We start from the raw sequence: 26,880 nt of genomic DNA on the forward strand, positions 1-26,880 counted from the left end.
TTTATTCAGCTCCAATTATTATATTATCTATTAAACGCGCTTTTGAAAATTTAACAGCTAACGAGATAAATATGCGTCCAGTTATTTCGTGTTGTTCTACTAATTGAGGATAACTATAAACAGCAACTTCTTCAATGCGTCCACTTATATGTGATTCAAGATATTCAGTAACCCTGTCTATAATTACTTTACTTTGACGTTCACCGTCTTGATACAACGCTTGTGCTAATAGCAAACTTTTACTTAAATGTACCGCTTCTTGTCGTTCTTGCTCTGTTAAATAAACATTTCTTGAACTTTTCGCCAAACCATCTGCTTCTCGAACGATATCAATACCAATAATTTCAACGGCATGATTGAAGTCTTTTACCATTTGCTCGACAATAGCCAATTGCTGGGCATCTTTTTTACCAAAATAAGCATAATCCGGCATAACAATATTAAATAGCTTATTAACTACTGTTACCACCCCATCAAAATGCCCTGGACGCTTCGCTCCTTCTAACACATCAGCTAATGGACCTACTTTGACATCAATACCTAATTCACCTGGATACATATCTTCTACTGCAGGATGAAAAACAATGTCCGCCCCTACTTCCGATACTAATTCTAAATCTTTATCAATTTGTCTCGGATAAGCATCGAAATCTTCGTTTGGACCAAATTGTAATGGATTAACAAATACACTCACAACTGTAATATCATTTGTACTAACTGATTCGCGTACCATCGTTAAATGTCCATCATGTAAGGCACCCATTGTTGGGATAAAACCAATCGTTGTTCCTGAGCGTTTGGCTGCTTTAACAATGTGTTGCATCTCTTTTACCGTAGTAATCAGCTTAGTCATTGTTATTAACCTCATTCATAATTTTCTTTTTATACGTATATTCTTCTGATGGAAATGCACCAGATTTAACTTCTTGATCGTATTGTTTTAAACCATCCACACCAACACTAAAATCAGCAAATTGCTTCACAAATTTCGCTTTATGTTCAACACCATAATTTAACATATCGTGATAAACCAATACTTGACCATCTGTACCTTTTCCTGCACCAATACCAATGACTGGAATTGTTAAGTGCTTGCTAATTTCTTCTGCTAAATCATTTGGAATTGCTTCAAGTACTAACGCAACTGCACCAGCTTGTTCTACATTTTTCGCATCTAAAATAAGTTGCTCCGCTGCTTCTTTCGTTGCACCTTGTAATTTATACCCCATAACGCCAACACTTTGAGGTGTTAATCCTAAATGTGCAACAACAGGAATACCAATTGCCGTTGCTTTTTCAATAAATGGTGTAATATGCGCTCCTTCTGCTTTAATTGCATTTGCATTCGTCTCCTGATAAAGCTTTAGAGCATGATTTAAGTCTTGTGTCATAGAGATGCCTACTGCACCAATCGGCATATCAACAACTACAAATGTATTTGGTGCGCCTCTTCTTACTGCACGACCGTGATGAATCATATCTGCTAACGTCACTTGTACGGTACTTTCATAACCTAATACAGTCATACCAAGTGAATCCCCAACAAGAATCATATCAATACCCGCTGCTTCCACTTGTTTAGCACTTGGAAAATCATAAGCTGTTACCATAGAAATTTTAGTTTGCTTTTGTTTCATATCTATTAATTGACTTACTGTTTTCAATGTTATTCAACCTCTTTTTGCAGTATTATTAGAAATAGTATAATGAATCTTTTATAGAAAGGAAAGAAGAAGATGTTATCAGTTGCGATTATCGGCCCAGGCGCTGTCGGTACAACTATTGCCTATGAATTACAACAATCATTGCCTCATACAACGCTTATCGGGAGACACGCCAAAACAATAACATATTATACTGTACCACATGCACCTGCACAAGATATTGTTGTGAAAGGTTATGAAGATGTCACAAACACATTTGATGTTATTATTATTGCAGTCAAAACACATCAACTTGATGCAGTTATTCCTCATTTAACTCATCTTGCACATGAGGACACGCTCATCATTTTAGCCCAAAATGGTTATGGTCAACTCGAACATATTTCATTTAAAAACGTATGCCAAGCAGTTGTCTATATAAGTGGTCAAAAGAAAGGCGATGTTGTTACGCACTTCAGAGATTATCAATTACGTATACAAGATAATGCATTAACTCGACAATTTAGAGATTTGGTCCAAGACAGTCAAATCGACATTGTATTAGAAGCAAATATTCAACAAGCTATTTGGTATAAATTGTTAGTTAACTTGGGCATTAATTCTATCACAGCACTCGGTAGACAGACAGTTGCAATCATGCATAATCCTGAAATACGTACACTGTGTAGACAGCTATTACTAGATGGTTGTCGTGTTGCACAGGCAGAGGGGTTAAACTTTTCAGAACAAACTGTCGATACTATTATGACTATATATCAAGGTTATCCCGACGAAATGGGAACGAGCATGTATTACGACATTGTGCATCAGCAACCTCTTGAAGTCGAAGCAATTCAAGGCTTTATTTATCGACGTGCACGTGAACACAATCTTGACACCCCATATCTTGATACTATTTATAGCTTTTTACGCGCGTATCAACAAAATATGTAAGCTCATATATAATATAAAAAGACCTTAACGATGCATTTAGAACCACCTGTTCCTTATATCGCTAAGGTCTTTTAATTATATTAGACTATTCAGCTTCTCTAATTTCTTCTGCCACATCTTTATAGTCTATTTTCGCTTTAACAAACGTCTCGTTATTTACCGGGAAATGTTGTTGGAATGTTTCAAAGTTTTGTATCTCAACGACAACGTCATCCACTTCAAAGTCAAGAACATGTCCACCATAAGCTCTTTCATCATCTGCAAAATGTATATGAAAACCAGCAGATCCTACGCCATGAAATAATTCTGGTGTAAAAAATCCAACAATGGCACCACGAATATTTTGTCTTTTTTCCTCAGGTTGTCTGCGTGCTGAATCAATCAAACGTGTATATGGCGGTTGCTGAGCAGGCATCATTCGTACATGCATATGTTTAAATGTGCCATAAATTTTAACAGCCGAAAATAAATTCTCACTTAACATTTCATTTTTAATTTGTGCGAATACATCATCTTGTGATAATTGTTGCAATGAAAATGTCTTACTCGCTTTAAAATTAGTAATCGATGCATACGGTACTTTCTCATCGCCTTTTAATTCTATAAATTCTTTATGCTCGTTAGCATGATATGCCTTCCCGTCTAAAAATATTACTTCGCCATCAGACCCTGTTAACGTTGCAATCCCTAAATTCCCATGTTCTAACAATTCATTAATTGTAGCTGTGCCTTCTAGTAAGCCAGCCATTAACGTACCTAATGTACCATGTTGATACAAGACATTCGTCATTCCAAAACCATCTCCCTATAGTTATTCCTCGTTGTCATGCTCTACTTCGTGATTAATGCAGAACTACTTTCCTTTATACTCAATGACGCCTCAACATTTTTATTCATGTCACTAAATTTTCACGAGTCATAATACTTTATTCAATTATTATTTTACGCAAAAGTATTGCCTCTATCAATGCTTGCTAAAAAAATGGACCTATCAGTGCCACGTGTTACTGCAACACTAATAGATCCTCTTACCATTAATATATTTCTAATTAATACTTAAAATAGGCTTAGTCTTCTAATAAATATTTAATTGAATCAAATGTATCTTCTAATGTTTTAACAGATTTATCGAACAACGCTTGTTCTTCGGCACTTAATGGCATTTCATAAATTTTAACTGCGCCATGTTGGTTAACTAATGTTGGTACACCTAGGTAAACGCCTTTGTGACCACCATATTGACCATCTAATTGTATAGAAACATTTAAGACATTATTTTCATTATTTAAAATGGCTTTTGAAATGCGCATCAATGCTAATGCAATACCATAGTATGTTGACCCTTTAGCTTGGATAATTTCATAAGCAGCGTCACGTGTATTTACATAAATTTCTTCCGCTTTAGCTTCGCTACCAGTTTGTTCTTTTAATGTGTCATATACTGAAATACCTGCTACATTTGCTTGTGACCAAACTGCAAGTTCAGTATCACCATGCTCACCAATAATACTAGCGTCAACACTTGAAGGTGCAACACCAAGTTCTTGGCTAATTAAATATTGTAAACGTGCACTGTCCAATACAGTACCTGAACCGATAACACGCTCTGCTGGTAATCCAGTATATTCTTTTACAAATCTTGTTAAAATGTCTACAGGGTTTGCCGCGATTAAGAAATATCCATCAAAGCCACTATCCATAACACTCTTAACGATGCTCTTCATAATCTTAGTATTTTTTTCAACTAATTGTAAACGTGTTTCACCTGGCTTTTGAGGTGCACCAGCTGTAATAACAACTAAATCTGCATCTTTACAGTCTTCGTATTCACCTGCTTTCACATCAACTGGTGAAGGACTGTGGACTGTACCATGGTTTAAATCTTGAACATCTGCTTTTACTTTGTCTTTTGCAATGTCAATAATTACAAATTCATCAGCAACACCTTGCGTAACCATTGCAAAGGCATAGCTTGATCCTACAGATCCATCTCCGATTAATACAACCTTTTTACCAAATGTTTTCATAATTATGTCTCCTAACCTAATTGAATTTATTTTACACGTGACTACACGTAAAAATATCTATACTGAAATTAAAGATTAACAATTTTATTTTATTATAATATTATGCTACCAAATTACAAACATAAAACTGAGATGTAAGCGGAGTCAAATTACACTCTATCGCCAATAAATATTGATATCTCAAGCTTTAGCACGTAATTTGAAATTTGTGACAATTTTTAGCATTCTAAAATTGCGTAACGACGCTATTTAAAGGCTTTAACAAACTATTGAGCTTTCTATTTTTTTCATTTTAAAAAGGATGGCTATTCGACTTAAATGACTTACTATATAACCTCCTATTTTCCGCCTTACCCTCATCATATTTGATGCATCATTTTATAGTCAAAGAATTACATTTCATACAAACTAGCCAATCAGACATAAACATGAAATTGATTTTAAAAATATAATGTGCAAAATTGTTAGAAAATTAGCAAAAAATAGTACTTATTCATTTAATATCTGTTATAATCAGTTTTATCATTTAAAAAATCTATGGATGTTATCAAGACAAGTCATTAATACGTAACATAAAGTTGTGATTTTTCAGAATTTTTAGACAAAATATTGATTATTTGTGCTATGATATAACATATAAAAAAACACCGTATAGAATTGTTTATGAATGTTTGGGAGGAAAGTTTATGGGAAGTTTTTTCAATAAAATAGCACGAAAAGAGGATCCGGCTATCTATCAAAATAAAGATGGTCATTTAAAGCGTACACTTCGGGTGCGTGATTTCTTAGCTTTAGGTGTAGGAACAATTGTATCGACATCTATCTTTACACTACCTGGCATTGTTGCTGCAGAACATGCAGGACCGGCCGTTGCGTTATCATTCTTACTCGCTGCTATTGTTGCTGGTTTAGTTGCATTTACTTATGCAGAAATGGCTGCCGCTATGCCATTTGCAGGTTCAGCCTATTCTTGGGTCAATGTATTATTTGGTGAATTTTTTGGATGGGTTGCCGGTTGGGCTCTATTAGCTGAATATTTTATCGCCGTAGCCTTTGTTGCATCAGGATTCTCAGCGAATTTACGCGGACTTGTGAAACCAATTGGCATCGAATTACCAGCAGCATTATCAAATCCATTTGGTACGAATGGCGGTTTTATCGATATTATTGCTGCTATCGTTATTTTATTAACTGCATTATTACTATCACGTGGTATGTCGGAAGCAGCACGTATGGAAAATATTTTAGTTATTTTAAAAGTATTAGCTATTATTTTATTTGTCATCGTAGGTTTAACAGCAATAAATGTTAGTAACTATGTGCCATTTATTCCAGAACACAAAGTAACTGCTACAGGTGACTTTGGTGGTTGGCAAGGCATATATGCTGGTGTTTCAATGATTTTCTTAGCGTATATCGGTTTCGATTCTATCGCAGCAAACTCAGCAGAAGCACTTGACCCTCAAAAGACAATGCCTAGAGGTATTCTTGGTTCTTTAAGTGTTGCTATCGTATTATTTATTGCTGTAGCACTTGTGTTAGTTGGTATGTTCCATTACTCACAATACGCAAACAATGCTGAACCTGTTGGTTGGGCTTTACGTCAAAGTGGTCATGGTGTTGTAGCAGCTATTGTTCAAGCTATCTCTGTTATCGGTATGTTTACAGCATTAATTGGTATGATGTTAGCAGGCTCACGTTTACTTTATTCATTTGGACGTGACGGCTTATTACCTTCATGGTTAAGCCATTTAAACGACAAACATTTACCTAATCGCGCACTAGTTATACTTACTATTATTGGTGTTTTAATTGGTTCTATGTTCCCATTCGCATTTTTAGCACAATTAATTTCAGCAGGTACACTTGTTGCATTTATGTTCGTTTCATTAGCAATGTATCGTTTGAGAAAGCGTGAAGGTAAAGATCTACCAATTCCTGCATTTAAATTACCTTTATATCCTGTGTTACCAGCAGTTACATTTGTTTTAGTATTGCTAGTATTCTGGGGATTAGGATTCGAAGCGAAATTATACACTTTAATTTGGTTTATTGTTGGTATCATTCTATATTTAAGTTATGGACTTAGACATTCTAAGAAAAATGACGTAGCTGAATACCACCCACCAAAATAAAAATCAAAAAAATCATTTCCCATCTGATTAACATCCAGATGTGGAAATGATTTTTTATTTTATATTAAGATAATCGCTATTACCAACCTTGTCCAGATATGTCATATTGATCTAAGTTACCTGCTTCCAAAGCAGTCAGTGCATCTTCTATAGTGTTTAACGCCGTGTCTAATTGCTCATATGTTATTACCAATGGCGGTTGGAATCGCAACACATTTCCTGCTACAGCTATAATAACTACGCCATGCTCAAAGCAGTAATTACAAATTTTAAGTGCCGCACTGCCATCACGTGTTTTGAGTTTTTTGTCGGAAACAATATCAATACCAATGCTCAAACCTTTACCTCTAACATCGCCTACACTATTGTATTTAGATACCCATTGATCCATTCGTTTCCTAACATATTCCCCTTTTTCCGCACTAGCCTGAAGAAGCGACTGATCTTCAATCATTTGAATTGTGGCTAATGCAGCTTCACAACTAACTGGATTAGCACCTGTTGTAAATAAATGTGCTGGCGCTTCTAAACAATTCATAATCTCTTTGCGTCCAACAATTGCTGACATAGGCATACCACCTGCTAAAGATTTTCCAAAAGTGATTAAATCAGGCGTAAAATTAAAATGCGAGACTGAACTCCATGTACCTGTTCGCCCAAAACCTTGTTGAATATCATCGACAGCGATTAAAATACCATGTTCACGACAAATCTTTTCTAACGCTTCAAAATACCCTGGAACTGGTTCTAAAAGTCCACCATCGCCTTGTATCGTTTCAATAACAATACATGCTACTTCGTCAGCAGGTACATATTTCGCAAACATTTCTTTTAAGGGTGCTAAATATTCTTCTACTGAATTAGCTTGTGGCTGCTCGTACATACCACGATATTTATCTGGAAACGGAATATGATAAAAACCATTCAATAACGGACCATAATGTTTGCGCATATTTAAACTAATAGCTGACATAGACAATGAGCCAAAAGTTGAACCATGATATGCATTAGTGAAACTAATGATATAAGGACGCCCTGTATATGCTCTGGCAAATTTAATGATGCCATCATTTGCGTCTGATCCGGTTAAATCGAAGGTCACTCTTTTTTCAAAATCTCCAGGTGTAATCTCACAAAGCTTCTTAGCTAAACGTACCAACGGTTCATGATACATATATGCTGGTGTATAATGAATAAATTTATCAACTTGTGCCTTTATCGCTTCTGTTACTTCTCTAGGTGCATGACCTACGTTTTGAGAACTCGCACTCGATAACAAATCGATATATGTCTTCCCCTCAATATCAACCAATGTTGCTCCATATCCATGATCAATCACTAACGGATAATATTTAATACGTCCTGATTTCGCAAAATAATGTTCATCCTCTTGAATTAATTGATGTGCTTTACTCATATACATTCCCCTCCCATTGACAGTATTAATGTGCAAGCAAAGTGGCCTCTCTTAAATCGATTATAAAATCCGATTTAAAATACTGCTCAAATACCGTCATGCCTCTATGAATACTATCCAATATACTAATAAATTTCAGATTTGTAAATATATTCTGATAATTAAGAATTTTATATCAATCTACTTTGTTTATGCGCATAATTTTGTTCGATTAGGGAATTGTTTACTATATTCCATTTGACTCTGAGGTGATACGAATGCGTTTAAAAGTATTGTTCCATTTCATTGCTGCTATTTTCATATCATTCATGTTGCTATGGATGACCATGTTGTTTGACTTAATAAGCAATCAATCACATTTAAAAGCTTTATTATTGAATTTAGATTTTCTAATTCCTTCTGACAATACACCATTTATTCTAGAAATAATATGTCACTTACTAATTGGTAGCCTCATTTATTTTGTATTTGTGTTACTGTTTCATACTTCTAAAAGGCTTTACTATCTATGTTATATCCCTTTATTTTTCTTATTTATAGCATTGTATCCCTTTTTAGTATTTATTGCGCAACGTCCAATTTTTCAATTTAGTGTGACAGAATTAATCGGTTGGATTATTACACATATTTTCTTTATGTCATTAATGGCGTTAGTCATACCTAGAATAAAATAATATTTTTAATTAAACTGACAATTATTTTTCACATTTTATACACTTTTCAAGGTTTATGACTTGAGAAATGTTCTCATTTTTATCATACTGGAGGTGTATTGAAAAGTTAAGGAGTGGAAAGTATGAATAAAGAGCAATTAGAAAAAATGAAAAATGGAAAAGGCTTTATTGCCGCATTAGACCAAAGTGGTGGTAGTACACCAAAAGCACTTAAAGAATATGGTGTAAACGAAGATCAATATAGCAATGAAGACGAAATGTTCCAACTTGTTCACGATATGCGTACACGTGTGGTAACTTCACCTTCATTCTCACCAGATAAAATTTTGGGTGCTATTCTTTTCGAACAAACAATGGATCGCGAAGTAGAAGGCAAATACACTGCAGATTACTTAGCTGATAAAGGTGTTGTTCCGTTCTTAAAAGTAGACAAAGGTCTTGCTGAAGAGCAAAATGGTGTTCAATTAATGAAACCAATCGACAACTTAGACAGTTTATTAGACCGTGCAAACGAACGTCACATTTTTGGTACAAAAATGCGTTCTAACATTTTAGAATTAAATGAGCAAGGTATCAAAGACGTTGTTGAACAACAATTTGAAGTTGCTAAACAAATTATTGCTAAAGGTTTAGTTCCAATTATCGAACCAGAAGTTAATATTAATGCAAAAGACAAAGCTGAAATTGAAAAAGTATTAAAAGCTGAACTTAAAAAAGGTTTAGATAACTTAAATGCTGATCAATTAGTAATGTTGAAATTAACAATTCCTACTGAACCAAACTTATACAAAGAGTTAGCTGAACATCCTAATGTTGTTCGTGTCGTTGTATTATCAGGTGGTTACAGCAGAGAAAAAGCAAATGAATTACTTAAAGATAACGCTGAACTTATCGCAAGCTTCTCACGTGCATTAGCTAGTGATTTAAGAGCTGGACAATCTAAAGAAGAATTCGATAAAGCATTAGGTGACGCTGTAGAATCAATCTACGACGCATCTGTAAACAAAAACTAATTTATACATTAAACATATTTTTTGATATAAACTACTAAAAGGACTCATACATGTGCTTTAAAGGCATTGTGTATGAGTCTTTTTGATTAAAGTTGATTTTGCCATATGTATTATAGATTACGCGAAAAAATCGGACAGCTGAAAAATCTATAAGATTTCTCAGTTGCCCGATTTTAAATATAGCTATTAGAATTTAGTTTTCGTAGTAACCTAATTCTAAGTCTTTTGAAGTTTGTTTACGGATTTTTCTCATTAATTTTTCGTCTTCAATTAATGATTCACCGTATGATGGAATCATTTTCTTGATTTTAGGTGCCCATTCAGTTTTGTATTCAGGGAAGTTACGTTCTAATACTTCTAACGCAACTGAAACTGAAGTTGAAGCCCCTGGTGATTCACCTAATAATGCGATTACAGTGTGGTCTTGTGAGTTAACCACTTCTGTACCGAATTGGATGAATCCTTTACCGTGTTCAGGTGTATCTTTGATAACTTGTACACGTTTACCAGCAGTGTATAATTGCCAATCTTCATTACGTGCTTCTGGATAGAAAGTACGTAAGTGGTTCATACAACCTTCTTTTGTCATAATTACTTGGTCAAATGAGTATTTAATTAAAGGTAAGTTTTTAACTGCTGCTGCTAATAAAGTTGTAATGTTGTATGTTTTAACAGACTTGAATAAATCTAAGTTAGAACCATTTTTCAAGAATTTAGGTCCAACATTAGCAAATGGTCCAAATAACAATGTTCTTTGGCCGTCAATGTAACGCGTATCTAAATGAGGTACAGTCATTGGTGGTGTACCAGGTGGCTCTTTACCATAAACTTTGGCATCGTGTTGTTCAATAACTTGTGGGTTTGTACAAGCTAAGAATTGACCACTGATAGGGAATCCACCCAAATGTTTACTTTCAGGGATACCTGTTTTTTGTAATAATGGAATCGCTCCACCGCCAGCACCGATGAATACATAGTCAGTTACTTGTTTGAATTTCTCACCAGTTAGGCGATTTTTAACAGTAACTTCCCATTGACCATTTGATAATTGTTCAAAATCAACAACTTCATGGTTAAATTGCACTGTAGCATTTGGATGTGCTTCAATGCTTTTAGCCATTTTACGTGTTAATTCACCGAAGTTTACATCTGTACCTTCGTCAATTTTACTTGCCGCCATGATACCAGGGTTATCTTCACGGCCTTTCATCATCAATGGAATCCATTTTTTCATTACTTCGATGTCTTCAGTATATTCGATATTATCGAACATAGGGAAAGCTTTCATCGCTTCGTAACGATCTTTTAAGAATTTAACATTGTTTTTACCTCTAACATAACTGATGTGTGGTAATGGATTGATAAATTCTCTTGGGTTCTCGATGCTACCGCTTTTCACTAAGTGACCCCAGAATTGTTTTGAAATCTCAAACTCTTCGTTAATCACTTTCGCTTTTTCGATGTCGATAGAACCATCAGGTTGTAAAACTGTGTAGTTCAACTCACATAATGCTGCATGACCCGTACCAGCATTATTTCTTTCGTTTGAACTTTCGATTGCAGGACGATCCAAGCGTTCGTAAACGTGGATATTCCAGTCTGGCTCAATTTCTTTTAACATTGAACCAAATGTTGTGCTAAGTACACCGGCTCCAATTAAAACGATGTCTTTACTATTAGACTTAGCCATTGGTTTCACCTCTCCAAAAATTGTAAATGTGTATCATCAATATGAAAGTTACATAAAACTGACATATTTCTTTAAAATATCAACGCCATAGATAACTTCCTGTTTTAATTGATACGCTGTAACAAAATACTATAGTTAGTGCTTACATGTATATGTTAAAGCAAGCAGTGGTAAATGTAAATTATAATTATTCATTAACTTTGCAATATATTAAATCTTTTATTCATAGAAGATAAATATCAAATCGATCATAATTATTTGACAACAAATAGCTAACGATTGTTTTAATCTACATTTGGATTATAGCATTTTAAACCTATACTCTATTTTGATACAATATAAGTGTAAAATCAATCATAAAAAGGAGATTCAATATCTGCATCCAAGAAAAACATCACAATTACCTTTAATATTGAAAACTATTTTGAATCTTTCACTTATAGGCATTGTGATTATCGTTTTTACACATGCTGAGTTTCAACTTAATGCCGGTGATAGTAATGTGTTTTTATTAACATGGGATATTCGAGGTTTAACATCTTATATTTTCTCATTCTTAATACTGGTTGCGCTTGTTTCTAAACTAATTTTAATATTTATAACTAGACGACAAAGAACATCATAAATAAACAAGCAGTCCAGTGCGTATCATCATACCTTACGCATTGGACTGCTTTGCTATGTTTATTGATTGCTATCTTTTTGTTGTTGCCATTTTTCTATTTCAGAATCTCGTAGTTCAACACGACGAATTTTACCTGAGTTTGTTTTTGGTAAGTCGTCAACGAATTCAATCTCTCTCGGATATTTATATGGTGCAACTTCATTTTTAACAAATTGTTGTAGTTCTTTAACTAACGTATCATCACCCGCAGTATGGTCCTGTAAAATAACGAATGCTTTAACAATATTTCCTCGTATATCATGAGGCTTTGCTACTACAGCACATTCTTTAACGGCTGGATGATTCGTTAACGCATCTTCAACTTCAAAAGGCCCAATCGTATAGCCTGAACTAATAATAATGTCATCTCGACGTCCTTCAAACCAGAAATAACCATCATCATCTACATGAGCTAAGTCACCAGTGATGTAGTATTTACCTGTTTGCGCTTTCGCCGTACGTTCTGGCTCTTTATAATACCCTTTAAAAAGTGCTGGCAAATCAAGTGGTACTGCAATATTCCCTTTCGTATTAGCAGGTACGCTATTCCCCTCATCATCTACTACAGTGACCGAACTACCTGGAATGCCTTTACCCATTGATCCAATCCTCTGTGGTGTATCTTTTAAAAAGCCTATAAGCAAGGTACTTTCAGTCTGGCCATATCCATCTCTTACAGTTAAATTAAAGTATTTCTTGAATTGTTCAACTACTTCTCGATTTAGTGGCTCACCTGCAGAAACGGCACTATGTAAATGCGTTAAGTCATAATCATTTAAGTTCTGTAATTTAGCCATCATACGATATTCTGTCGGTGTACAACATAAAACATTAATTTGATATTTTTGAAGCAATTCTAAGTATGTTTCAGGACTGAATCTTCCATTAAATACAAAAGCAGTTGCGCCTGAACCTAATACAGATAAGAAAGGACTCCATACCCACTTTTGCCAACCTGGTGCTGCTGTTGCCCAAACTAAGTCATCTTCATTAATACATAACCAATGTTTTGGTGCCATTTGTAAATGTGCAAATCCCCATCCATGACAATGTGTAACGGCTTTAGGATTGCCAGTTGTACCAGATGTATATGACAGAATCGCCATATCATCACGCGTCGTATCTGCCATTTCTAGTTTGTTACTTGCGTTTTCTTTTTCAGCTTCAAGTGAAATCCATCCATCTTTTTGACCGGCAATAACAAATTTAGTTAACGCATCATATTCTTTAATTTTTTCAAATTCAACTGTGAATGGCTCTAGTGCAATAACTGCATTTATTTCACCGTGCGTGATACGGTATTGTAAATCTTTAGTTCTTAGCATTTCAGAACATGGAATGATTGCAACACCTAATTTTAAAGCAGCAATATATAATTCATACGTCGCAATAGATCGTGGCATCATAATGAGTACTTTATCGCCTTTAGATAAACCGTGCGATGCTAAAACATTACCTACTTTATTAGACTGTTCAATGAGCTGTTGGTAAGTGACTGATATATCTTCGCCTTCAGTATTATGATATAAAATTGCCTTTTTATCTGGTATGTGGCTATATTTTTCGATTTCCGAAATAATGTTATATTTTTCAGGCGCGAATAGAGCTGACTTTTGCATAACTAACTTCCTTTCATACATCCACTTTTCCTGTGATGAACATTGTAATTTTATAAATGAATTATATATATCATACGCCTATCTTTACAGAATTTTCAATTAAATAGGGTTAAATACCAAAGTCCTCGACACTACACTTTGACATGACGTAGCATTCAAGGACTTTCAAATGATTGAGGGTTGATATCTCGGGCTAGACCATATCAGCTAATTCAATACGAATATTGTATGATAATTCACGATTAATTATTTTTACATCTGCACCTTTCGAAGTGCCACGATGCTTGTGTGTATGCTTGTACTCAGCTGAATTTTGCCAATGATAAAATGCTTGCCTATTTTCCCACAGCGTAATAATGATATAGTGTCTACCAGCTGTTCTAGGTCTTAAAAACCTTAATGCTTTAAATCCATCAACGTTTTTTAAATGCTTATTACGTCGCAAAAATTTTTGCTCGAATGTTTCTTCTTGTCCTTCGTTAATATATAAATGATTTAACACACATAATGAATCATTTGATAAATCATTTATCGCTTCCAAAACATCGTAATATGCAGTGTCATTATTTTTTTGTATTGTGAGACAATCATCCAGTTCTTCTATTACATAACTTCTATATTCATCATAAATGTTCATAATAAATGCCTTCATTTCATTTATATTTTTGGTCATATTACTTTATATCTATTACTAATTCATTCCCGTATTTATTAATTACAATCATAGTTTGGCTTCTTTTTAAAAGATAAGACTTTGTAAAAAGTATTAATATTTCATGCAAATGGGGACAGGAGTCGCCCACTATTTTTGTGTCTTCAATTTCATGATCATTATTTAACATTAGTCATGAAAATAGCCGACAACTTCATCTGTGAAATCACCGGCCTTTTATTTTAGCTAACTTTATTTCTGATTTTACGATTTTAATTGATCATACAGAGAAAGTGATCTTTTTACAATTTCTAAAAACTCATGATCTATATTGGACATTTGATGAAAATAAGACAAAATGTTTTCTGTTAGCTTCTCTTGTTTTGGGAATGAATCATCTTCTTTAATCCAAATCGCTAATTCGCCTAATGGTGTTTTATCATCTTTAAATGTTTGTATATATTCGTAAAAGCTCATAGTATTCCTTCTCTCAATTTACTTATATAAATCCTACCACGAAAGCTTTCAAGAAAACACAATTAAATGTCTATTTAGTGAACTTTTTAAGGTTGTGCACTCTTTTAATGTCTGCCAATTAGGTCAATTAATCATCACAATGTACAATTAACTCTATTTTCAGTTCATATACTCACACACCGTTTTTGAACAACACATTAACTTCTCATTTAGATAAAACGCAAAAAAGCCTGGCACCAATACAATAGATGCCAGACTAAGAGCCTACTATATAAATTTATTTAGCGTATGGTTTTACTTCGATTGCACCTTCATTTTCATCATGAACACCATGCTTATAATAATCAATATATTGTGGCTCTAAAGGCTTTCTGCCACGTATAATGTCTGCTGCTTTTTCAGCTAACATTAAAACAGGTGCGTGTATATTGCCATTTGTCGTACGTGGCATAGCGGATGCATCAACTACACGTAAATTTTCCATACCGTGGACTTTCATTGTTAACGGGTCAACTACTGCCATTGGATCTGAAGCAGGACCCATTTTAGCACTACAAGATGGGTGTAATGCTGTTTCACCATCTCTACGAACCCAATCAAGAATTTCTTCGTCTGTTTGCACTTCTGGTCCTGGTGAAATTTCTCCACCATTGAATGGATCCATTGCTTTTTGAGATAAGATATTTCTTGCTACACGAATTGCTTCTACCCATTCTTTTTTATCTTCTTCTGTTGATAAATAATTAAAGCGGATACTTGGTTTTTCGAATGGATCTTTAGATTTGATTTTCAAGCTACCACGAGAGTTTGAATACATTGGTCCTACGTGAACTTGATAACCATGTGCGACCGCTGCCTTTTGACCATCATATCTTACAGCTATTGGTAAGAAATGGAACATTAAGTTAGGATAATCAACTTCGTTATTTGAACGTACAAATCCGCCACCTTCAAAATGGTTAGATGCTGCTGCACCTGTACGTGTGAAAATCCATTGTAAACCAATAAATGGCATGCGCTTGATATCTAAGCTTGGCTGTAATGATACAGGTTCCTTACATTTATGTTGAATGTATACCTCTAAGTGATCTTCAAAGTTTTCACCCACACCAGGTAAATGAACACGTGGCTCAATGCCTTTTGATTTTAGGAACTCTGAATCACCTATACCAGATAATTGTAGTAATTGTGGCGTATTGAATGCCCCACCAGACAAAATGACTTCTTTAGCATCGATGGTATGTAGTTTGCCATTTTTCTTATACGTAACACCAGTTGCTCTTCTACCTTCATAATGAATTTCAGTTACAAAGGCACGTGTTTCAACGGTTAAGTTTTTACGCTTCATCGCTGGATGTAAATATGCTCTTGAAGCTGACATTCGGCGACCACGATGTACTTGACTATCGAACGGTCCAAAACCTTCTTGTCTAAATCCATTCACATCAGGTGTTTTATGATAGCCTGCTTCAACACCTGCATCAAAGAATGACTGGAATAAAGGATTCGTTGCTGGCCCTCGTTTTAACTTAATTGGTCCATCATGGCCTCTAAATTTATCATAAGGCGCTGCACCGTATGTTTTTTCTAATTTTTTAAAATACGGTAAACAGTGTGCAAAATCCCAAGTTTCCATACCTTCTGGTTCTGCCCAGCCTTCATAGTCCATTGGATTACCACGTTGGTAAATCATGCCATTAATCGAACTTGATCCACCTAAAACTTTACCTCGGGCATGTGCTACTTTACGACCGCCCATATGTGGTTCTTCATCTGTTGAATAAATCCAATCGTAAAATTTATTGCCTGAAGGGAACATTAACGCAGCAGGCATTTGGATAAATAAATCCCAAAAATAATCACTGCGACCCGCTTCTAATACTAAGACTTCTTTATCTTTATCTTCACTCAGACGATTACCTAGTACAGAACCTGCACTGCCTCCTCCAATGATGACATAATCATATGATTTGTTTTTGTTACTCATCGTTATGACCTCCAAAGTTTGTTGTATTTCAAAGTGAGTATTGCATGAAATATTTGTTAGTGGCTGATTGGTTATCGTTGAATTGCTAAACTTAGCTAACCAAAACACTCGATTTTCCTTTTACGATTGTTACTAACAGTCATGAAATAATCTATGATTCATTTTGCGTTTAGTCCAAATTATCAATCAACATTTCGCCACTTATACAAAACAAAGTGAGTGTCTTGTGTTCTTACAATGGCACTCACCTTATCTAATTTTTATTTGCTAAACCAATTCACTAATTGTGGATTTGTATTTGTTAAAATGTGTTTTGAAACAAGGTACTCTTCTAAGCCTTCTTTGCCTAATTCTCTACCGATACCTGATTGTTTGTATCCACCCCATGGCGCTTGTGCAAAATATGGATGGAAATCATTAATCCACACCGTTCCAAGTTTCAACTTGTTAGCAACGCGTTGCGCTTTTCCAATATCTTTAGAAAATACAGCACCTGCTAAACCATATATAGAATCATTCGCTAATTGAATCGCTTCTTGTTCAGTTTCAAAGCCTTCTACAGTAACGACAGGTCCGAAAACCTCTTCTTGTACAATACGCATTGACGTATCACAATTTGTAATGACTGTTGGCTCGAAGAATAGACCATCTTTTAAATCGTCTCTATCTGGACGTTTACCACCAACAGCAATTGTTGCGCCTTCTGCTTTAGCTACATCCATATAAGATTCGATCTTATTACGATGTTCTGTTGAAATCACTGGTCCCATTTCAGTATCAGCATCAAAACCATTACCTAATTTGATTTTTTTCACGCGATCAATAAGTGCTTGCTCAAATTTGTCTTTAATACTGTTTTGTACTAATATTCTTGATCCTGCTGAACAAACTTGACCTGCATGGAAATATCCACCATTTAACGCTTGGTCTACTGCCAATTCAAAATCAGCATCATCAAAGATAATGTTTGGATTTTTACCGCCAAGTTCCAAGGCAATATTCGTAACATTATTAGCAGCATTTTTCATAATATGCTTACCAGTCTCAATGCCACCTGTAAATGATACAAGGTCAACCTCTTTATGACCTGACATTACGTCACCAACTTCAGAACCTGCACCTAGAATAAGATTAATTGTTCCTTTAGGGAAACCAACTTCTTCCATTAATTCAAAAACACGTATTGTTGTTAATGGTGTAATTTCACTTGGTTTCATAACTAGTGAACAACCCGTAGCAAGCGCTGGCGCAATTTTCCATGATGCTTGTAATAACGGATAATTCCAAGGTGTAATTTGTGTAACTACACCTACTGGTTCTTTAACAATTTTGCTTTCTGTATCTGGAATTGGTGAATCAATCATTTCGCCACCGTCTTTATCTGCTAATCCAGCAAAATACATAAACACATTATGAATATCATCCATATCTGCATATGATTCTTCTAACGTTTTTCCAGTATCTAATGTTTCTAATCGTGCTAACGCTTCGCGATGTTCTTTAATCTTGTCCGCGATGGCACGTACTTTTTTACCTCTTGTTTCAGCAGTTTCTTGCGACCATTCACCAGACTCAAACGCACGTCTTGCAGCTAAGATTGCACGTTCTGCATCCTCTTTTGTCCCTTCAGAAACCGTAAATATCACTTCTTGATTGTAAGGATTGATAATATCTCTTGTATTTTTATTCGCGCTTTCAACCCACTCACCATCAATATATTGACGCTGAGATAAATGTTTTAAAAGTTCCATTCAACAACCTCCGTTAAGTTTGTTAAATTTTTATTTAACGAATTTTACAAACTTATGTTAGCATAGAAATGAAAAATGTGTCAATTTACAAAACAACTCAAGAATTAAGTTTTGTAAGTTTGTTAGATTTTTATTTAACGAAACATTTAACTTTAATGCTTTAAATATTTTTAATGTCTTTTTTTAGAAAAGGTTTTATAATGTATTAGTATTTATTTTAGAATGACCAAAATGATGTACGGAGGTGCAATGATGACTCGTTCTCAGAACAAACAGCAACAATTAGAACAAGCAAAAGATATTGTAATTAATTCAATTGGACAGACAATGGATTTGTATGGCACTAATAGAAGTGTAGGAAACTTATATGGCACTATGGTGTTTGAAGGCAGTATGACGCTTGATGAAATGCGTCATCAATTGCAAATGAGCAAACCAAGTATGAGTGCTGGCGTTAAGAAATTGCAGGAATTTGATATTGTTAAACAACAATTTACGAGAGGAAGCCGCAAACAACATTTTATCGCCGAGAAAGACTTTTTCATCTTTTTCCGAAACTTTTTCACTAAAAAATTTCAGCGTGAAATTGACATCAATGTCGAAGCAGTAAAAGATGCTCAAGCTATTATCAATCCATTACTTGAAAGCAGTGATTTAACTGAAGCTGAAACACAAGAGGCACAAAAAATTAAAGCTCAGCTTGATCATACACATGTTTATTACGAATGGTTAGAACAGTTAACCGAAGCGATTGAAAGCGGTGAAATTTTCAAATATTTCCCAATTCCAGAACAGCCTTCTGATTCTGAAAATTAAAATTGACTCAAACAACGACAATGATGATTATGCATGATGAAAACAATGCAATAGGTCCACGAAATAAACGGTAATTTCTATCTCAATAAATAGAAATTACCGTTTTTGTTTTATATGACAATCAATCATGGAGGTATTTTCTAGAGCTTTCTTAGATTCGTTACATTGCTTCGCCAATTTATTTCAATTAGCTATTCTCGCCCTCACGTACTCTATCAATAATATTTTGTATTTGTTCACGTTTTTCATATTCATTTTCTACAAAATAAACTAACGGTTCATCTTTGATAGTAACCCAAGGTACAAGTACATCAAAATCTAATTCTTTAACCATCTCTAAACTTTGAATAGATTTTTCTCTATCACTTGAACCTAATATAACTGTACGCCATCTCTTCCCTTCAAAACATATAAAATCTCCAGTAAATAAGTAACGGTGATGACCATCATCCCATAAAAATAGTGTCGTCCCTGGTGTATGTCCAGGCGCGGGAATAACTTCTAAATCCTTATCCAACATTACACGATTACTAAATTGTTTTTGAACAGAAATCTTATGTTTCAGTGCAGCCACATCATTTTCATGTATAAAGTAAGGGGCTTCAACTTGATTAGAACCTCCTATAGATTCATGATCATGATTCATCAATACTTTTGAAACACCACCTAATGATGCAATGTCTTGTTGGGAGTCACCTAAGTGTCCGGAATGATAGATAACAATATTACCTGTTTCACGTTTTAAAATAAAAGATTTAAATAGAAATCGATTATCAAAAGGCAGTTCCGAAGTAGGTGTCGCATATAAGTTTTTTGTGATGGATTCTAAACTGTCATGTAATTTGGACTGTTTATTTTTAAATTGATTAGTCATTTTATTTCATCCTTCGATTAATTTGAATTGTACATACGCAGTACCCTTTATTTAATAATCAATGAGAGTCTTTCAAACTTCGATTTAGAATATGCTTCATACAATAAATAAGTACTTGGAGCACTAAAAAATTAAATCTTTTAGTACAACATTAATGAAAACCTAAAAGTTCATCCTACAATGCTACTAAAAAAAGGGGAATGGAACAGAAATGATATTTTCACAAAATTCATTTCGTCGTCCCAGACCCGCTTTGAATTATAAATTATCGTCTTGTTCTTCTTCTGATACTTGAACGATTCGCAATGAACGACGTTCAACTTCTTTTAATTTTTCAGCACGCGTTTCAAGTTTAATTCTATCGCGCCCTAAAATGATTAAAAATGATATCATCATGAAAATAAAAATAACAATTAATGGCACACTTGCCAGTATTGAAGCAGTTTTCAATACTTCTAATGCACGTTCGCCACCAACTAGCATCAATGAAAATGGCAATAAGCACAATGCAAATGCCCAGAATAAACGATTGGCACGTAATGGTTCGCCTACCACTTTTTTCTGAGATGCTGCCGCTAAAATATATGAACCCGAATCAAATGTTGTTGCTAAGAATAAGAAAGCAGATACTAAGAATAGTACAATCATCAATGATGGGAATGGTAAATGATGCACCACTTCAATAATGGTTGCCTCTGTACCATGTGTATTTAAATATTGTGTTACATTAAACTGTCCAGAAATTTGCAAATACACAGCATAGTTACCAAAAATACCAAAGAATAATACGCATCCAAGCGTTCCATAAATAATTGTTCCTAGCACGACTTCTTTAAGGCGTCGACCTTTTGAAATTCTAGCGATAAATAAACCGATAAATGGCGCATATACTAACCACCATGACCAGTAGAATATTGTCCAGTCTTGTGGGAAATTCGTTTCTTTTCGACCTTTAATACCACCGAATGGTTCTAACCATGTTGCCATATGGAAAAAATCTCTCAACATATTTCCGAACCCTGTCACTGTCGTTTCCATAATAAAAACAGTCGGTCCAATAATAAATATAAAGGCTAAAAGTACAAAGGATAGCCAAACGTTGATATCACTTAACTTTTGAATACCTTTTTTCAATCCTGTATATGAACTAATGGCAAATATAACCGTGATTGTTAATAAAATGGCCGAACGTAAAATCATATTTTTACCATCTAAACCAGTTAATCTTTCTATGCCTGCAGAAATTAATGGCACACCTAACGCTAGTGATGTTGCCGCACCACCTAGCAATCCAAAGATAAATAAGATATCTACAACTTTACCTACAAATTTATCTGTTTGACCTTTTAAAATCGGACGACAAGCTTGACTAATTTTATACACCGGTTGTTTTTTAACAAATACTAAATAACCAATTGGTAATGCTGGTAAAACGTAAATAGCCCAAGCAATTGGCCCCCAGTGGAACATACCATATTGCGTCGCATATTGGAGTGCTTCATCACTCATACTTTTCGCGCCATTTGGTGGAACTTGATAGTAAAAAGCCCATTCAATAACGCCCCAGTATAAAATATCAGAGCCTATGCCTGCACAAAACAGCATTGCCGCCCATGTAAATGTATTAAATTCTGGTTTATCACTTGCTTTACCAAGTGTGACATTACCATATTTACCAAATGCGATATACATTACAAAGCAAAAAATCGCCAGCCCCATAAATAAATATATCGAACCAATTGAATCAGAAATGGCACTATTAATACCAGTGATGATATCTTCACTTGCTTTTGGAAAAGCCATCATAGGTATAACTGCAAAAAGAAGTACAGCTACTGTCCCTATAAAGGTCGTCCAGTCCATAACTTTCTCTTTTTTCAATTGTGCTCCCCCTAATTATTAATTTTATGAATCCTGTTTCGATTTATCTCAAAATGTAATAATTATATTGATTCACAAAATTGACAATAACTAACATTTAATAATAATGCAAATTTCATACAATTTGAAACTTGGCAATTATTGAATATTTATATAATTTTTCCCGTAATAAACAAAACCTTAATAGCGCTAAAACAATAGTGTTAAGTTATGATTTAACGAATTTAACAAATTTTACTAGGACGGCATTTAAGAATATTTATACGTTATTAACGAATATTTATTTATTGTAAAACGCTACCAAAAAGTTAGACTTCCTTCCCACTAAAATACCACTTTTCTCTTTCAACTTTTTTAAAAAACGGATATGCAACTTTTAGTATTGGTATCAAAATGATTGTTAGGTCATATTCTATCAATATATTTTTCTAAAGAATTGCTTTTATTAACTTTCAATTATGTACCTAACCTAAAAAGAAGCCAAGGCAACGAATGTTACCTTGACTTCTAATACATATTCAACTAACTATATATTCAATCATACGCGCATGCGAGAGTGATTGTTGTACATCTATAATGCGTTGATTTAAAGAACCTTTATATGGTAAATCAGGTTTGAATAAGTGTTGTATAAATAGACCATCTACTAAAACGTCAATGTATGATAATAACTCTCGACGTTCTGCACAATCATTTGCTAAATATTCATATAAAAATCCAGTCCATACCCAAATTGTCTTTTTATTTCCAAAACGTGCTCGAAATGCTTTGACAAGATTTAATGTAATATCCAAATTACAAAATGGTTCGCCACCTAATAGACTTAGCCCAGATATATAATCATGATCGCAATCATCTAATATTTCTGCTAATATTTCATCAGTGTATTTCTCGCCATATCTGAACTTTTGTGAGGCTTTGTTATAACATCCAACACAATTAAATGGACATCCTGATACATAAACACTGCATCTTACTCCTTCACCGTCAACAAAGCTATTTGATTCTATTTTAGCAATATAACCTTGTCCTTGTTTAATGTCTAAAAGTGTCATTCTTTAGGCGCTTTCATATGTTTTACTCGTGCGCAAATTTCTTTATGACGGCCTTTAATTACTGGACGTTGAACTGGATTGCCTAAGTAACCACATGTTCGTTTAACGACATCAACTGTTTTAGGATTATCATTGCCACAGTTCGGGCATTTAAATCCTTTTTCAGTTGCTTCAAAATCTCCATCGTAATCACATTCATAACAATGATCAATCGGAATATTTGTACCTAAGTAACCAACTTTGTCATAAGAGTAGTCCCATACCGCTTCTAGTGCTTTCAAATTGTGTTGCAATTTCGGATACTCACAATAGTGAATGAAACCACCACTCGCATAATAAGGATAATCTTTTTCAAAATCTAACTTTTCAAAAGGTGTAACATCTTTACGTACATCATAATGGAAAGAGTTTTGATAATATCCTTTATCTGTAATGTCTTTAATATCTCCAAATCTCTCTTGGTCTAAACGACAAAAACGATCCGTTAGCGATTCACTCGGCGTACTGTAAATACTGAACCAAATGTCATATAATTCTGTCCATTTCGTTTGATAACGTTTCATTTCTTTAAGAATTTCAAGCGTAAATGCTTTTGCTTCTTGAGATGTTTCCCAGTCTGGACCATAGAAAACAGTAGCTGTTTCATACAACCCTATATAGCCCATTGAAATCGTTGCACGTTTATTTTTAAATAACTCAGCAACATCATCTGTTTCTTTTAATTTATAGTTAAATGCGCCACTTTTATATAAAATCGGTGCGTTATTCGGTACAGCATCTTTCAAACGATTTATACGATAAAGTAATGCATCATGTAACACATCGATACGTTCATAAAAGATTTCCCAGAATTTCGTCATATTACCGGCAGATTCTAATGCCATTCTAGGTAAATTAAGTGTAACAACACCAAGATTACAACGACCATTATTTTCAAAATGACCTTCCGCATCTTTCCAACTTGGTAAAAATGAACGACAACCCATTGGCGCTTTGAAATCACCTAATATTTCTACGAGTTTGTCATAATTTAAAATATCTGGATACATACGTTTCGTTGAACACTTTAATGCTAGTTGTTTAATGTCATAGTTCGGATCTTGCGGACTAAAGTTGGTTCCTTTTTTAATTGAAAATACAAGTTTCGGGAAAATCGCTGTCGTGCGGTCTTTTCCTAAGCCTTTGATACGAGTATTTAAGATAGCTTGTTGAATTTTGCGACTTAAATGATCTGTACCTAAGCCGAATCCTAATGTTACAAAAGGTGTCTGTCCATTAGATGTATATAAGGTATTAATTTCATATTCTAGACTTTCAATCGCATCATTGATGTCTTTAGTGACTTGTTGATCAACATAACGATCAATTTCAGATTCTTTGACAAATTGCTTTGCGATATTTCTATGTTGTTCTTCATTATGTCGTGCATATGTACTAAGTAATTCGTCAACGCGGTCAACCGTACAGCCACCATATTGACTGCTGGAAACATTGGCTATAATTTGTACAAGCTGCGCTGATGCAGTTTGTATTGATTTTGGTGAAGTTACATTCGCGTTGCCTATTTCAAATCCATTATGTAGCATATTTTTAGCATCTATTAAACAACAGTTTGTTAACGGTTGGAATGGATGATAATCTAAGTCGTGAAAATGTATGTCCCCTCTTTGATGTGCATCTGCAACGTGCTTTGGTAATAAATAATTTAATGCGTAAGATTTAGAAACGATACCTGCTGTTAAATCTCTCATTGTTGAAAATGTATCACTATCTTTGTTGGCATTTTCGTTAACAATAGCAGGATCTTTAGAAATCAAACCCGTTAATGCTTCTTCGATTTGATTCATTTTACCCCTTCTTCCTATATATTGTGTCTACTCATTACGTTATACCACTATATATAGTATTTTCAAATTTTTATTAGTCTGTTAACTAAAACGTCACAAAGTTATTAACATTTAGTGAAATTCATATTTCTACACAATTATTTCATTAATTTTTAAAATTGTTCTCGAATCGTTCTGTCATTTCGACATGTTTATGCAACTATTATTTCATTTTGCACCGGGACTATAGTTTCTATTTTTCATACTTAAATCGTCACAATGCCCATCAACATTGCAATTACTAACATAACGATGGCGAATCCCCAAATCCAAAAGAATGCATACTTAATATACGTGCCCATGTTTGCCTCTGCTAAACCAATTGCCAACCATAAGGCTGGTGAAAACGGACTGACAAATGTACCTATAATATTCCCTATAACCATTGAATAAGCTGTTGATACAGACGGTACACCAAATTGCCCTGCTGTTTGTTCGACGATCGGTAACACAGCAAAATAATAAGCGTCTGTGCTAGTTAGTAAATCTAATGGTACGCCAAGTAAACCTACAATAATATGCAAGTATGGTCCTACTTCTGCAGGAATCACTTTGATTAAATTCGTCGCAATCGCTTTAAGCATACCGGTTTCATTTAGTACACCTAAAAACATACCTGCTGCAATAATCACTGCAGCCATCATTAATGCATTCGGCGCATGCGCTCTTAATCGCTCCATTTGTTCATCCACTGATTTAAAATTAATAACGAGCGCCAATGAGACACCTATCATGAATGCAAATTCAGGTGGCGCAATATTTATTAACATCGATAGAATAACAGCTAAAGTTAAAGCTGTATTCACCCATTTTATCCATGATTTTGTTCTTGCACGTCCTTTTACAGGAAACCTTACATCTTGATCTCGTTCATATACTTCAACTAATTTATGTACATCTATATCTTGTGTTTGCGGTAATTCATTTCTCTCTATTGCTTTTTTGATACGTTTCTGTTCTTTAAATCCAAGATATACCGCAAACAACATAATAAGAATGAATCCTATTATTTGAATAGGAATTAATCCATACCATAATTCATTGACACTTTTGGCTTTTAACACTGCAGCTACACGTGCCATTGGACCTCCCCAAGGTACCATGTTCATAATCGCCGCGCTTAATGCTAATAGTAAAATCAATAAATATTTATTCATATTTAACGCTTTATATAAAGGTAATAATGCAGGAATAGAAAGCAAAAATGTTACCGCACCGGCCCCATCTAATTGGGCTATTGTGCCAATTAAAGCTGTCATTGCACAGACAATGACGACATTGCCTCGTGTCATTATTATTAAGCGTTTGACAAGCGGCTTGAATAAACCACTATCGTTCATGATGCCAAAGAAAATAATAGCAAAGATAAACATAATAACAACGTTGATGACTTGATCTAACCCTTTAGCAAAAAATCCAACCAAATCTGTCACACTATATCCTAAAATCATTGCACCTAAGCAAGGTATGATTGTCATACCAACAACTGGATTTATCTTTTTGGCAATGAGTAAACCTACAATTGAAATAATAATAATGAGCCCCATTACTGTTAACCACATATTATCACTATTCATATTATTTTCTCCCTCCACTTTTAATACAATTTACATAATCCCCCTCTTTAACTTAAATATTATAATTAATATAATTTTTTATATTTAA

The 26,880-nt window shown here is 34.4% G+C and carries 25 protein-coding genes; 8 read left to right on the forward strand and 17 right to left on the reverse strand.

The window, feature by feature from the left end; all coding sequences use genetic code 11:
- Window position 1 precedes the first annotated feature (1 nt).
- Both panC and panB read right to left on the reverse strand, forming a co-directional pair.
- Window positions 2-853: a pantoate--beta-alanine ligase gene (panC, locus tag IDG66_RS03840; RefSeq protein WP_000163742.1), complete on the reverse strand. Its 852-nt coding sequence runs from the start codon at window positions 851-853 to the stop codon at window positions 2-4.
- Window positions 846-1,664 (reverse strand): 3-methyl-2-oxobutanoate hydroxymethyltransferase, encoded by an 819-nt coding sequence (gene panB / locus IDG66_RS03845; RefSeq protein WP_000860047.1) that lies wholly within the window; start codon window positions 1,662-1,664, stop codon window positions 846-848. The genes panC and panB overlap by 8 nt, the downstream gene beginning before the upstream one ends.
- 72 nt (window positions 1,665-1,736) lie before the next feature.
- Between panB and IDG66_RS03850 the strand changes: the two genes are divergently transcribed.
- On the forward strand, window positions 1,737-2,597 hold the full coding sequence (locus tag IDG66_RS03850; protein WP_000953569.1) for an oxidoreductase: 861 nt from the start codon (window positions 1,737-1,739) through the stop codon (window positions 2,595-2,597).
- A gap of 85 nt (window positions 2,598-2,682) precedes the next feature.
- Here IDG66_RS03850 and budA read toward each other — a convergent pair whose 3' ends face one another.
- Window positions 2,683-3,387, reverse strand: a complete 705-nt coding sequence (gene budA / locus IDG66_RS03855) for an acetolactate decarboxylase (protein WP_000186126.1) — start codon at window positions 3,385-3,387, stop codon at window positions 2,683-2,685.
- A gap of 277 nt (window positions 3,388-3,664) precedes the next feature.
- Window positions 3,665-4,624 carry an L-lactate dehydrogenase gene (locus tag IDG66_RS03860; RefSeq protein WP_000846637.1) on the reverse strand — a complete coding sequence of 320 codons (960 nt, stop codon included), beginning with the start codon at window positions 4,622-4,624 and terminating at the stop codon, window positions 3,665-3,667.
- Between the two features lie 686 nt (window positions 4,625-5,310).
- Between IDG66_RS03860 and IDG66_RS03865 the strand changes: the two genes are divergently transcribed.
- The gene (locus tag IDG66_RS03865; RefSeq protein ID WP_000534428.1) at window positions 5,311-6,759 is read left to right on the forward strand and encodes an APC family permease; all 1,449 of its coding nucleotides are present in this window, start codon (window positions 5,311-5,313) and stop codon (window positions 6,757-6,759) included.
- 79 nt (window positions 6,760-6,838) lie between these two features.
- Here IDG66_RS03865 and IDG66_RS03870 read toward each other — a convergent pair whose 3' ends face one another.
- Entirely contained in the window at window positions 6,839-8,176 is a 1,338-nt protein-coding gene (locus IDG66_RS03870) for an aspartate aminotransferase family protein (protein WP_000030062.1), read from the reverse strand.
- A 257-nt stretch (window positions 8,177-8,433) separates the two neighbouring features.
- Between IDG66_RS03870 and IDG66_RS03875 the strand changes: the two genes are divergently transcribed.
- Window positions 8,434-8,850, forward strand: coding sequence for a hypothetical protein (locus tag IDG66_RS03875; protein WP_001237628.1), 417 nt, complete (start codon window positions 8,434-8,436; stop codon window positions 8,848-8,850).
- A gap of 122 nt (window positions 8,851-8,972) precedes the next feature.
- A complete protein-coding gene (locus tag IDG66_RS03880) occupies window positions 8,973-9,863 on the forward strand; it encodes a fructose bisphosphate aldolase (RefSeq protein ID WP_001031405.1) in 891 nt (296 codons plus the stop codon).
- 193 nt (window positions 9,864-10,056) lie between these two features.
- On the opposite strand, the gene lqo is transcribed toward IDG66_RS03880, so the two are convergent.
- Window positions 10,057-11,553 carry an L-lactate dehydrogenase (quinone) gene (gene lqo / locus IDG66_RS03885; RefSeq protein WP_001130051.1) on the reverse strand — a complete coding sequence of 499 codons (1,497 nt, stop codon included), beginning with the start codon at window positions 11,551-11,553 and terminating at the stop codon, window positions 10,057-10,059.
- A gap of 295 nt (window positions 11,554-11,848) precedes the next feature.
- On the opposite strand from lqo, the gene IDG66_RS03890 reads away from it, so the two are divergent.
- Window positions 11,849-12,178 carry a hypothetical protein gene (locus tag IDG66_RS03890; RefSeq protein WP_001793296.1) on the forward strand — a complete coding sequence of 110 codons (330 nt, stop codon included), beginning with the start codon at window positions 11,849-11,851 and terminating at the stop codon, window positions 12,176-12,178.
- A gap of 59 nt (window positions 12,179-12,237) precedes the next feature.
- Here IDG66_RS03890 and mbcS read toward each other — a convergent pair whose 3' ends face one another.
- From mbcS to betB, 5 genes are all read right to left on the reverse strand, one after another.
- A complete protein-coding gene (mbcS, locus tag IDG66_RS03895) occupies window positions 12,238-13,836 on the reverse strand; it encodes an acyl-CoA synthetase MbcS (protein WP_001172341.1) in 1,599 nt (532 codons plus the stop codon).
- 193 nt (window positions 13,837-14,029) lie between these two features.
- Entirely contained in the window at window positions 14,030-14,473 is a 444-nt protein-coding gene (locus tag IDG66_RS03900) for an antibiotic biosynthesis monooxygenase family protein (RefSeq protein ID WP_001028786.1), read from the reverse strand.
- Between the two features lie 279 nt (window positions 14,474-14,752).
- A complete protein-coding gene (locus IDG66_RS03905; protein WP_000011688.1) occupies window positions 14,753-14,965 on the reverse strand; it encodes a sterile alpha motif-like domain-containing protein in 213 nt (70 codons plus the stop codon).
- A 277-nt stretch (window positions 14,966-15,242) separates the two neighbouring features.
- The gene (betA, locus tag IDG66_RS03910) at window positions 15,243-16,952 is read right to left on the reverse strand and encodes a choline dehydrogenase (protein ID WP_000066517.1); all 1,710 of its coding nucleotides are present in this window, start codon (window positions 16,950-16,952) and stop codon (window positions 15,243-15,245) included.
- 260 nt (window positions 16,953-17,212) lie between these two features.
- The gene (betB, locus tag IDG66_RS03915) at window positions 17,213-18,703 is read right to left on the reverse strand and encodes a betaine-aldehyde dehydrogenase (protein WP_000421701.1); all 1,491 of its coding nucleotides are present in this window, start codon (window positions 18,701-18,703) and stop codon (window positions 17,213-17,215) included.
- A gap of 68 nt (window positions 18,704-18,771) precedes the next feature.
- On the opposite strand from betB, the gene IDG66_RS03920 reads away from it, so the two are divergent.
- Window positions 18,772-18,867 (forward strand): hypothetical protein, encoded by a 96-nt coding sequence (locus IDG66_RS03920; protein ID WP_001803568.1) that lies wholly within the window; start codon window positions 18,772-18,774, stop codon window positions 18,865-18,867.
- A gap of 88 nt (window positions 18,868-18,955) precedes the next feature.
- Window positions 18,956-19,519 (forward strand): choline uptake/conversion transcriptional regulator CudC, encoded by a 564-nt coding sequence (gene cudC / locus IDG66_RS03925; protein WP_000198598.1) that lies wholly within the window; start codon window positions 18,956-18,958, stop codon window positions 19,517-19,519.
- Between the two features lie 187 nt (window positions 19,520-19,706).
- On the opposite strand, the gene IDG66_RS03930 is transcribed toward cudC, so the two are convergent.
- Both IDG66_RS03930 and IDG66_RS03935 read right to left on the reverse strand, forming a co-directional pair.
- Window positions 19,707-20,393: an MBL fold metallo-hydrolase gene (locus tag IDG66_RS03930; protein ID WP_000184398.1), complete on the reverse strand. Its 687-nt coding sequence runs from the start codon at window positions 20,391-20,393 to the stop codon at window positions 19,707-19,709.
- A gap of 258 nt (window positions 20,394-20,651) precedes the next feature.
- Window positions 20,652-22,274, reverse strand: a complete 1,623-nt coding sequence (locus IDG66_RS03935; RefSeq protein ID WP_000711870.1) for a BCCT family transporter — start codon at window positions 22,272-22,274, stop codon at window positions 20,652-20,654.
- A gap of 131 nt (window positions 22,275-22,405) precedes the next feature.
- Here IDG66_RS03935 and IDG66_RS03940 point away from each other — a divergent pair, with 131 nt between their 5' ends.
- Complete coding sequence (locus tag IDG66_RS03940; RefSeq protein ID WP_001789302.1) at window positions 22,406-22,567, forward strand: hypothetical protein; 162 nt, start codon at window positions 22,406-22,408, stop codon at window positions 22,565-22,567.
- A gap of 15 nt (window positions 22,568-22,582) precedes the next feature.
- Here the strand turns inward: IDG66_RS03940 and IDG66_RS03945 are convergent, their stop codons facing one another.
- The 4 genes from IDG66_RS03945 to IDG66_RS03960 all read right to left on the reverse strand — a co-directional run bounded on the left by IDG66_RS03945 (window position 22,583) and on the right by IDG66_RS03960 (window position 26,792).
- Entirely contained in the window at window positions 22,583-22,693 is a 111-nt protein-coding gene (locus IDG66_RS03945; RefSeq protein WP_001790600.1) for a hypothetical protein, read from the reverse strand.
- A 99-nt stretch (window positions 22,694-22,792) separates the two neighbouring features.
- Window positions 22,793-23,329: an anaerobic ribonucleoside-triphosphate reductase activating protein gene (gene nrdG, locus IDG66_RS03950; protein ID WP_000173328.1), complete on the reverse strand. Its 537-nt coding sequence runs from the start codon at window positions 23,327-23,329 to the stop codon at window positions 22,793-22,795.
- Window positions 23,326-25,176 (reverse strand): anaerobic ribonucleoside-triphosphate reductase, encoded by a 1,851-nt coding sequence (nrdD, locus tag IDG66_RS03955; protein WP_001071729.1) that lies wholly within the window; start codon window positions 25,174-25,176, stop codon window positions 23,326-23,328. Before nrdD ends, nrdG begins: the two co-directional genes overlap by 4 nt.
- 245 nt (window positions 25,177-25,421) lie before the next feature.
- Window positions 25,422-26,792, reverse strand: coding sequence for a CitMHS family transporter (locus IDG66_RS03960; protein WP_001083491.1), 1,371 nt, complete (start codon window positions 26,790-26,792; stop codon window positions 25,422-25,424).
- Between the last annotated feature and the right edge of the window lie 88 nt (window positions 26,793-26,880).

It is taken from the genome of Staphylococcus sp. EG-SA-18 (assembly GCF_017151825.1).
Taxonomy (GTDB): domain Bacteria; phylum Bacillota; class Bacilli; order Staphylococcales; family Staphylococcaceae; genus Staphylococcus; species Staphylococcus aureus.

Coding starts and splice junctions, on each gene's coding strand:
- panC (WP_000163742.1), bottom strand. CDS start 853: ATGACTAAGCTGATTACTACGGTAAAAGAGATGCAACACATTGTTAAA.
- IDG66_RS03850 (WP_000953569.1), top strand. CDS start 1,737: ATGTTATCAGTTGCGATTATCGGCCCAGGCGCTGTCGGTACAACTATT.
- budA (WP_000186126.1), bottom strand. CDS start 3,387: ATGACGAATGTCTTGTATCAACATGGTACATTAGGTACGTTAATGGCT.
- IDG66_RS03860 (WP_000846637.1), bottom strand. CDS start 4,624: ATGAAAACATTTGGTAAAAAGGTTGTATTAATCGGAGATGGATCTGTA.
- IDG66_RS03865 (WP_000534428.1), top strand. CDS start 5,311: ATGGGAAGTTTTTTCAATAAAATAGCACGAAAAGAGGATCCGGCTATC.
- IDG66_RS03870 (WP_000030062.1), bottom strand. CDS start 8,176: ATGAGTAAAGCACATCAATTAATTCAAGAGGATGAACATTATTTTGCG.
- IDG66_RS03875 (WP_001237628.1), top strand. CDS start 8,434: ATGCGTTTAAAAGTATTGTTCCATTTCATTGCTGCTATTTTCATATCA.
- IDG66_RS03880 (WP_001031405.1), top strand. CDS start 8,973: ATGAATAAAGAGCAATTAGAAAAAATGAAAAATGGAAAAGGCTTTATT.
- lqo (WP_001130051.1), bottom strand. CDS start 11,553: ATGGCTAAGTCTAATAGTAAAGACATCGTTTTAATTGGAGCCGGTGTA.
- mbcS (WP_001172341.1), bottom strand. CDS start 13,836: ATGCAAAAGTCAGCTCTATTCGCGCCTGAAAAATATAACATTATTTCG.
- IDG66_RS03900 (WP_001028786.1), bottom strand. CDS start 14,473: ATGAACATTTATGATGAATATAGAAGTTATGTAATAGAAGAACTGGAT.
- IDG66_RS03905 (WP_000011688.1), bottom strand. CDS start 14,965: ATGAGCTTTTACGAATATATACAAACATTTAAAGATGATAAAACACCA.
- betA (WP_000066517.1), bottom strand. CDS start 16,952: ATGAGTAACAAAAACAAATCATATGATTATGTCATCATTGGAGGAGGC.
- betB (WP_000421701.1), bottom strand. CDS start 18,703: ATGGAACTTTTAAAACATTTATCTCAGCGTCAATATATTGATGGTGAG.
- IDG66_RS03920 (WP_001803568.1), top strand. CDS start 18,772: ATGAAAAATGTGTCAATTTACAAAACAACTCAAGAATTAAGTTTTGTA.
- cudC (WP_000198598.1), top strand. CDS start 18,956: ATGACTCGTTCTCAGAACAAACAGCAACAATTAGAACAAGCAAAAGAT.
- IDG66_RS03930 (WP_000184398.1), bottom strand. CDS start 20,393: ATGACTAATCAATTTAAAAATAAACAGTCCAAATTACATGACAGTTTA.
- nrdG (WP_000173328.1), bottom strand. CDS start 23,329: ATGACACTTTTAGACATTAAACAAGGACAAGGTTATATTGCTAAAATA.
- nrdD (WP_001071729.1), bottom strand. CDS start 25,176: ATGAATCAAATCGAAGAAGCATTAACGGGTTTGATTTCTAAAGATCCT.
- IDG66_RS03960 (WP_001083491.1), bottom strand. CDS start 26,792: ATGAATAGTGATAATATGTGGTTAACAGTAATGGGGCTCATTATTATT.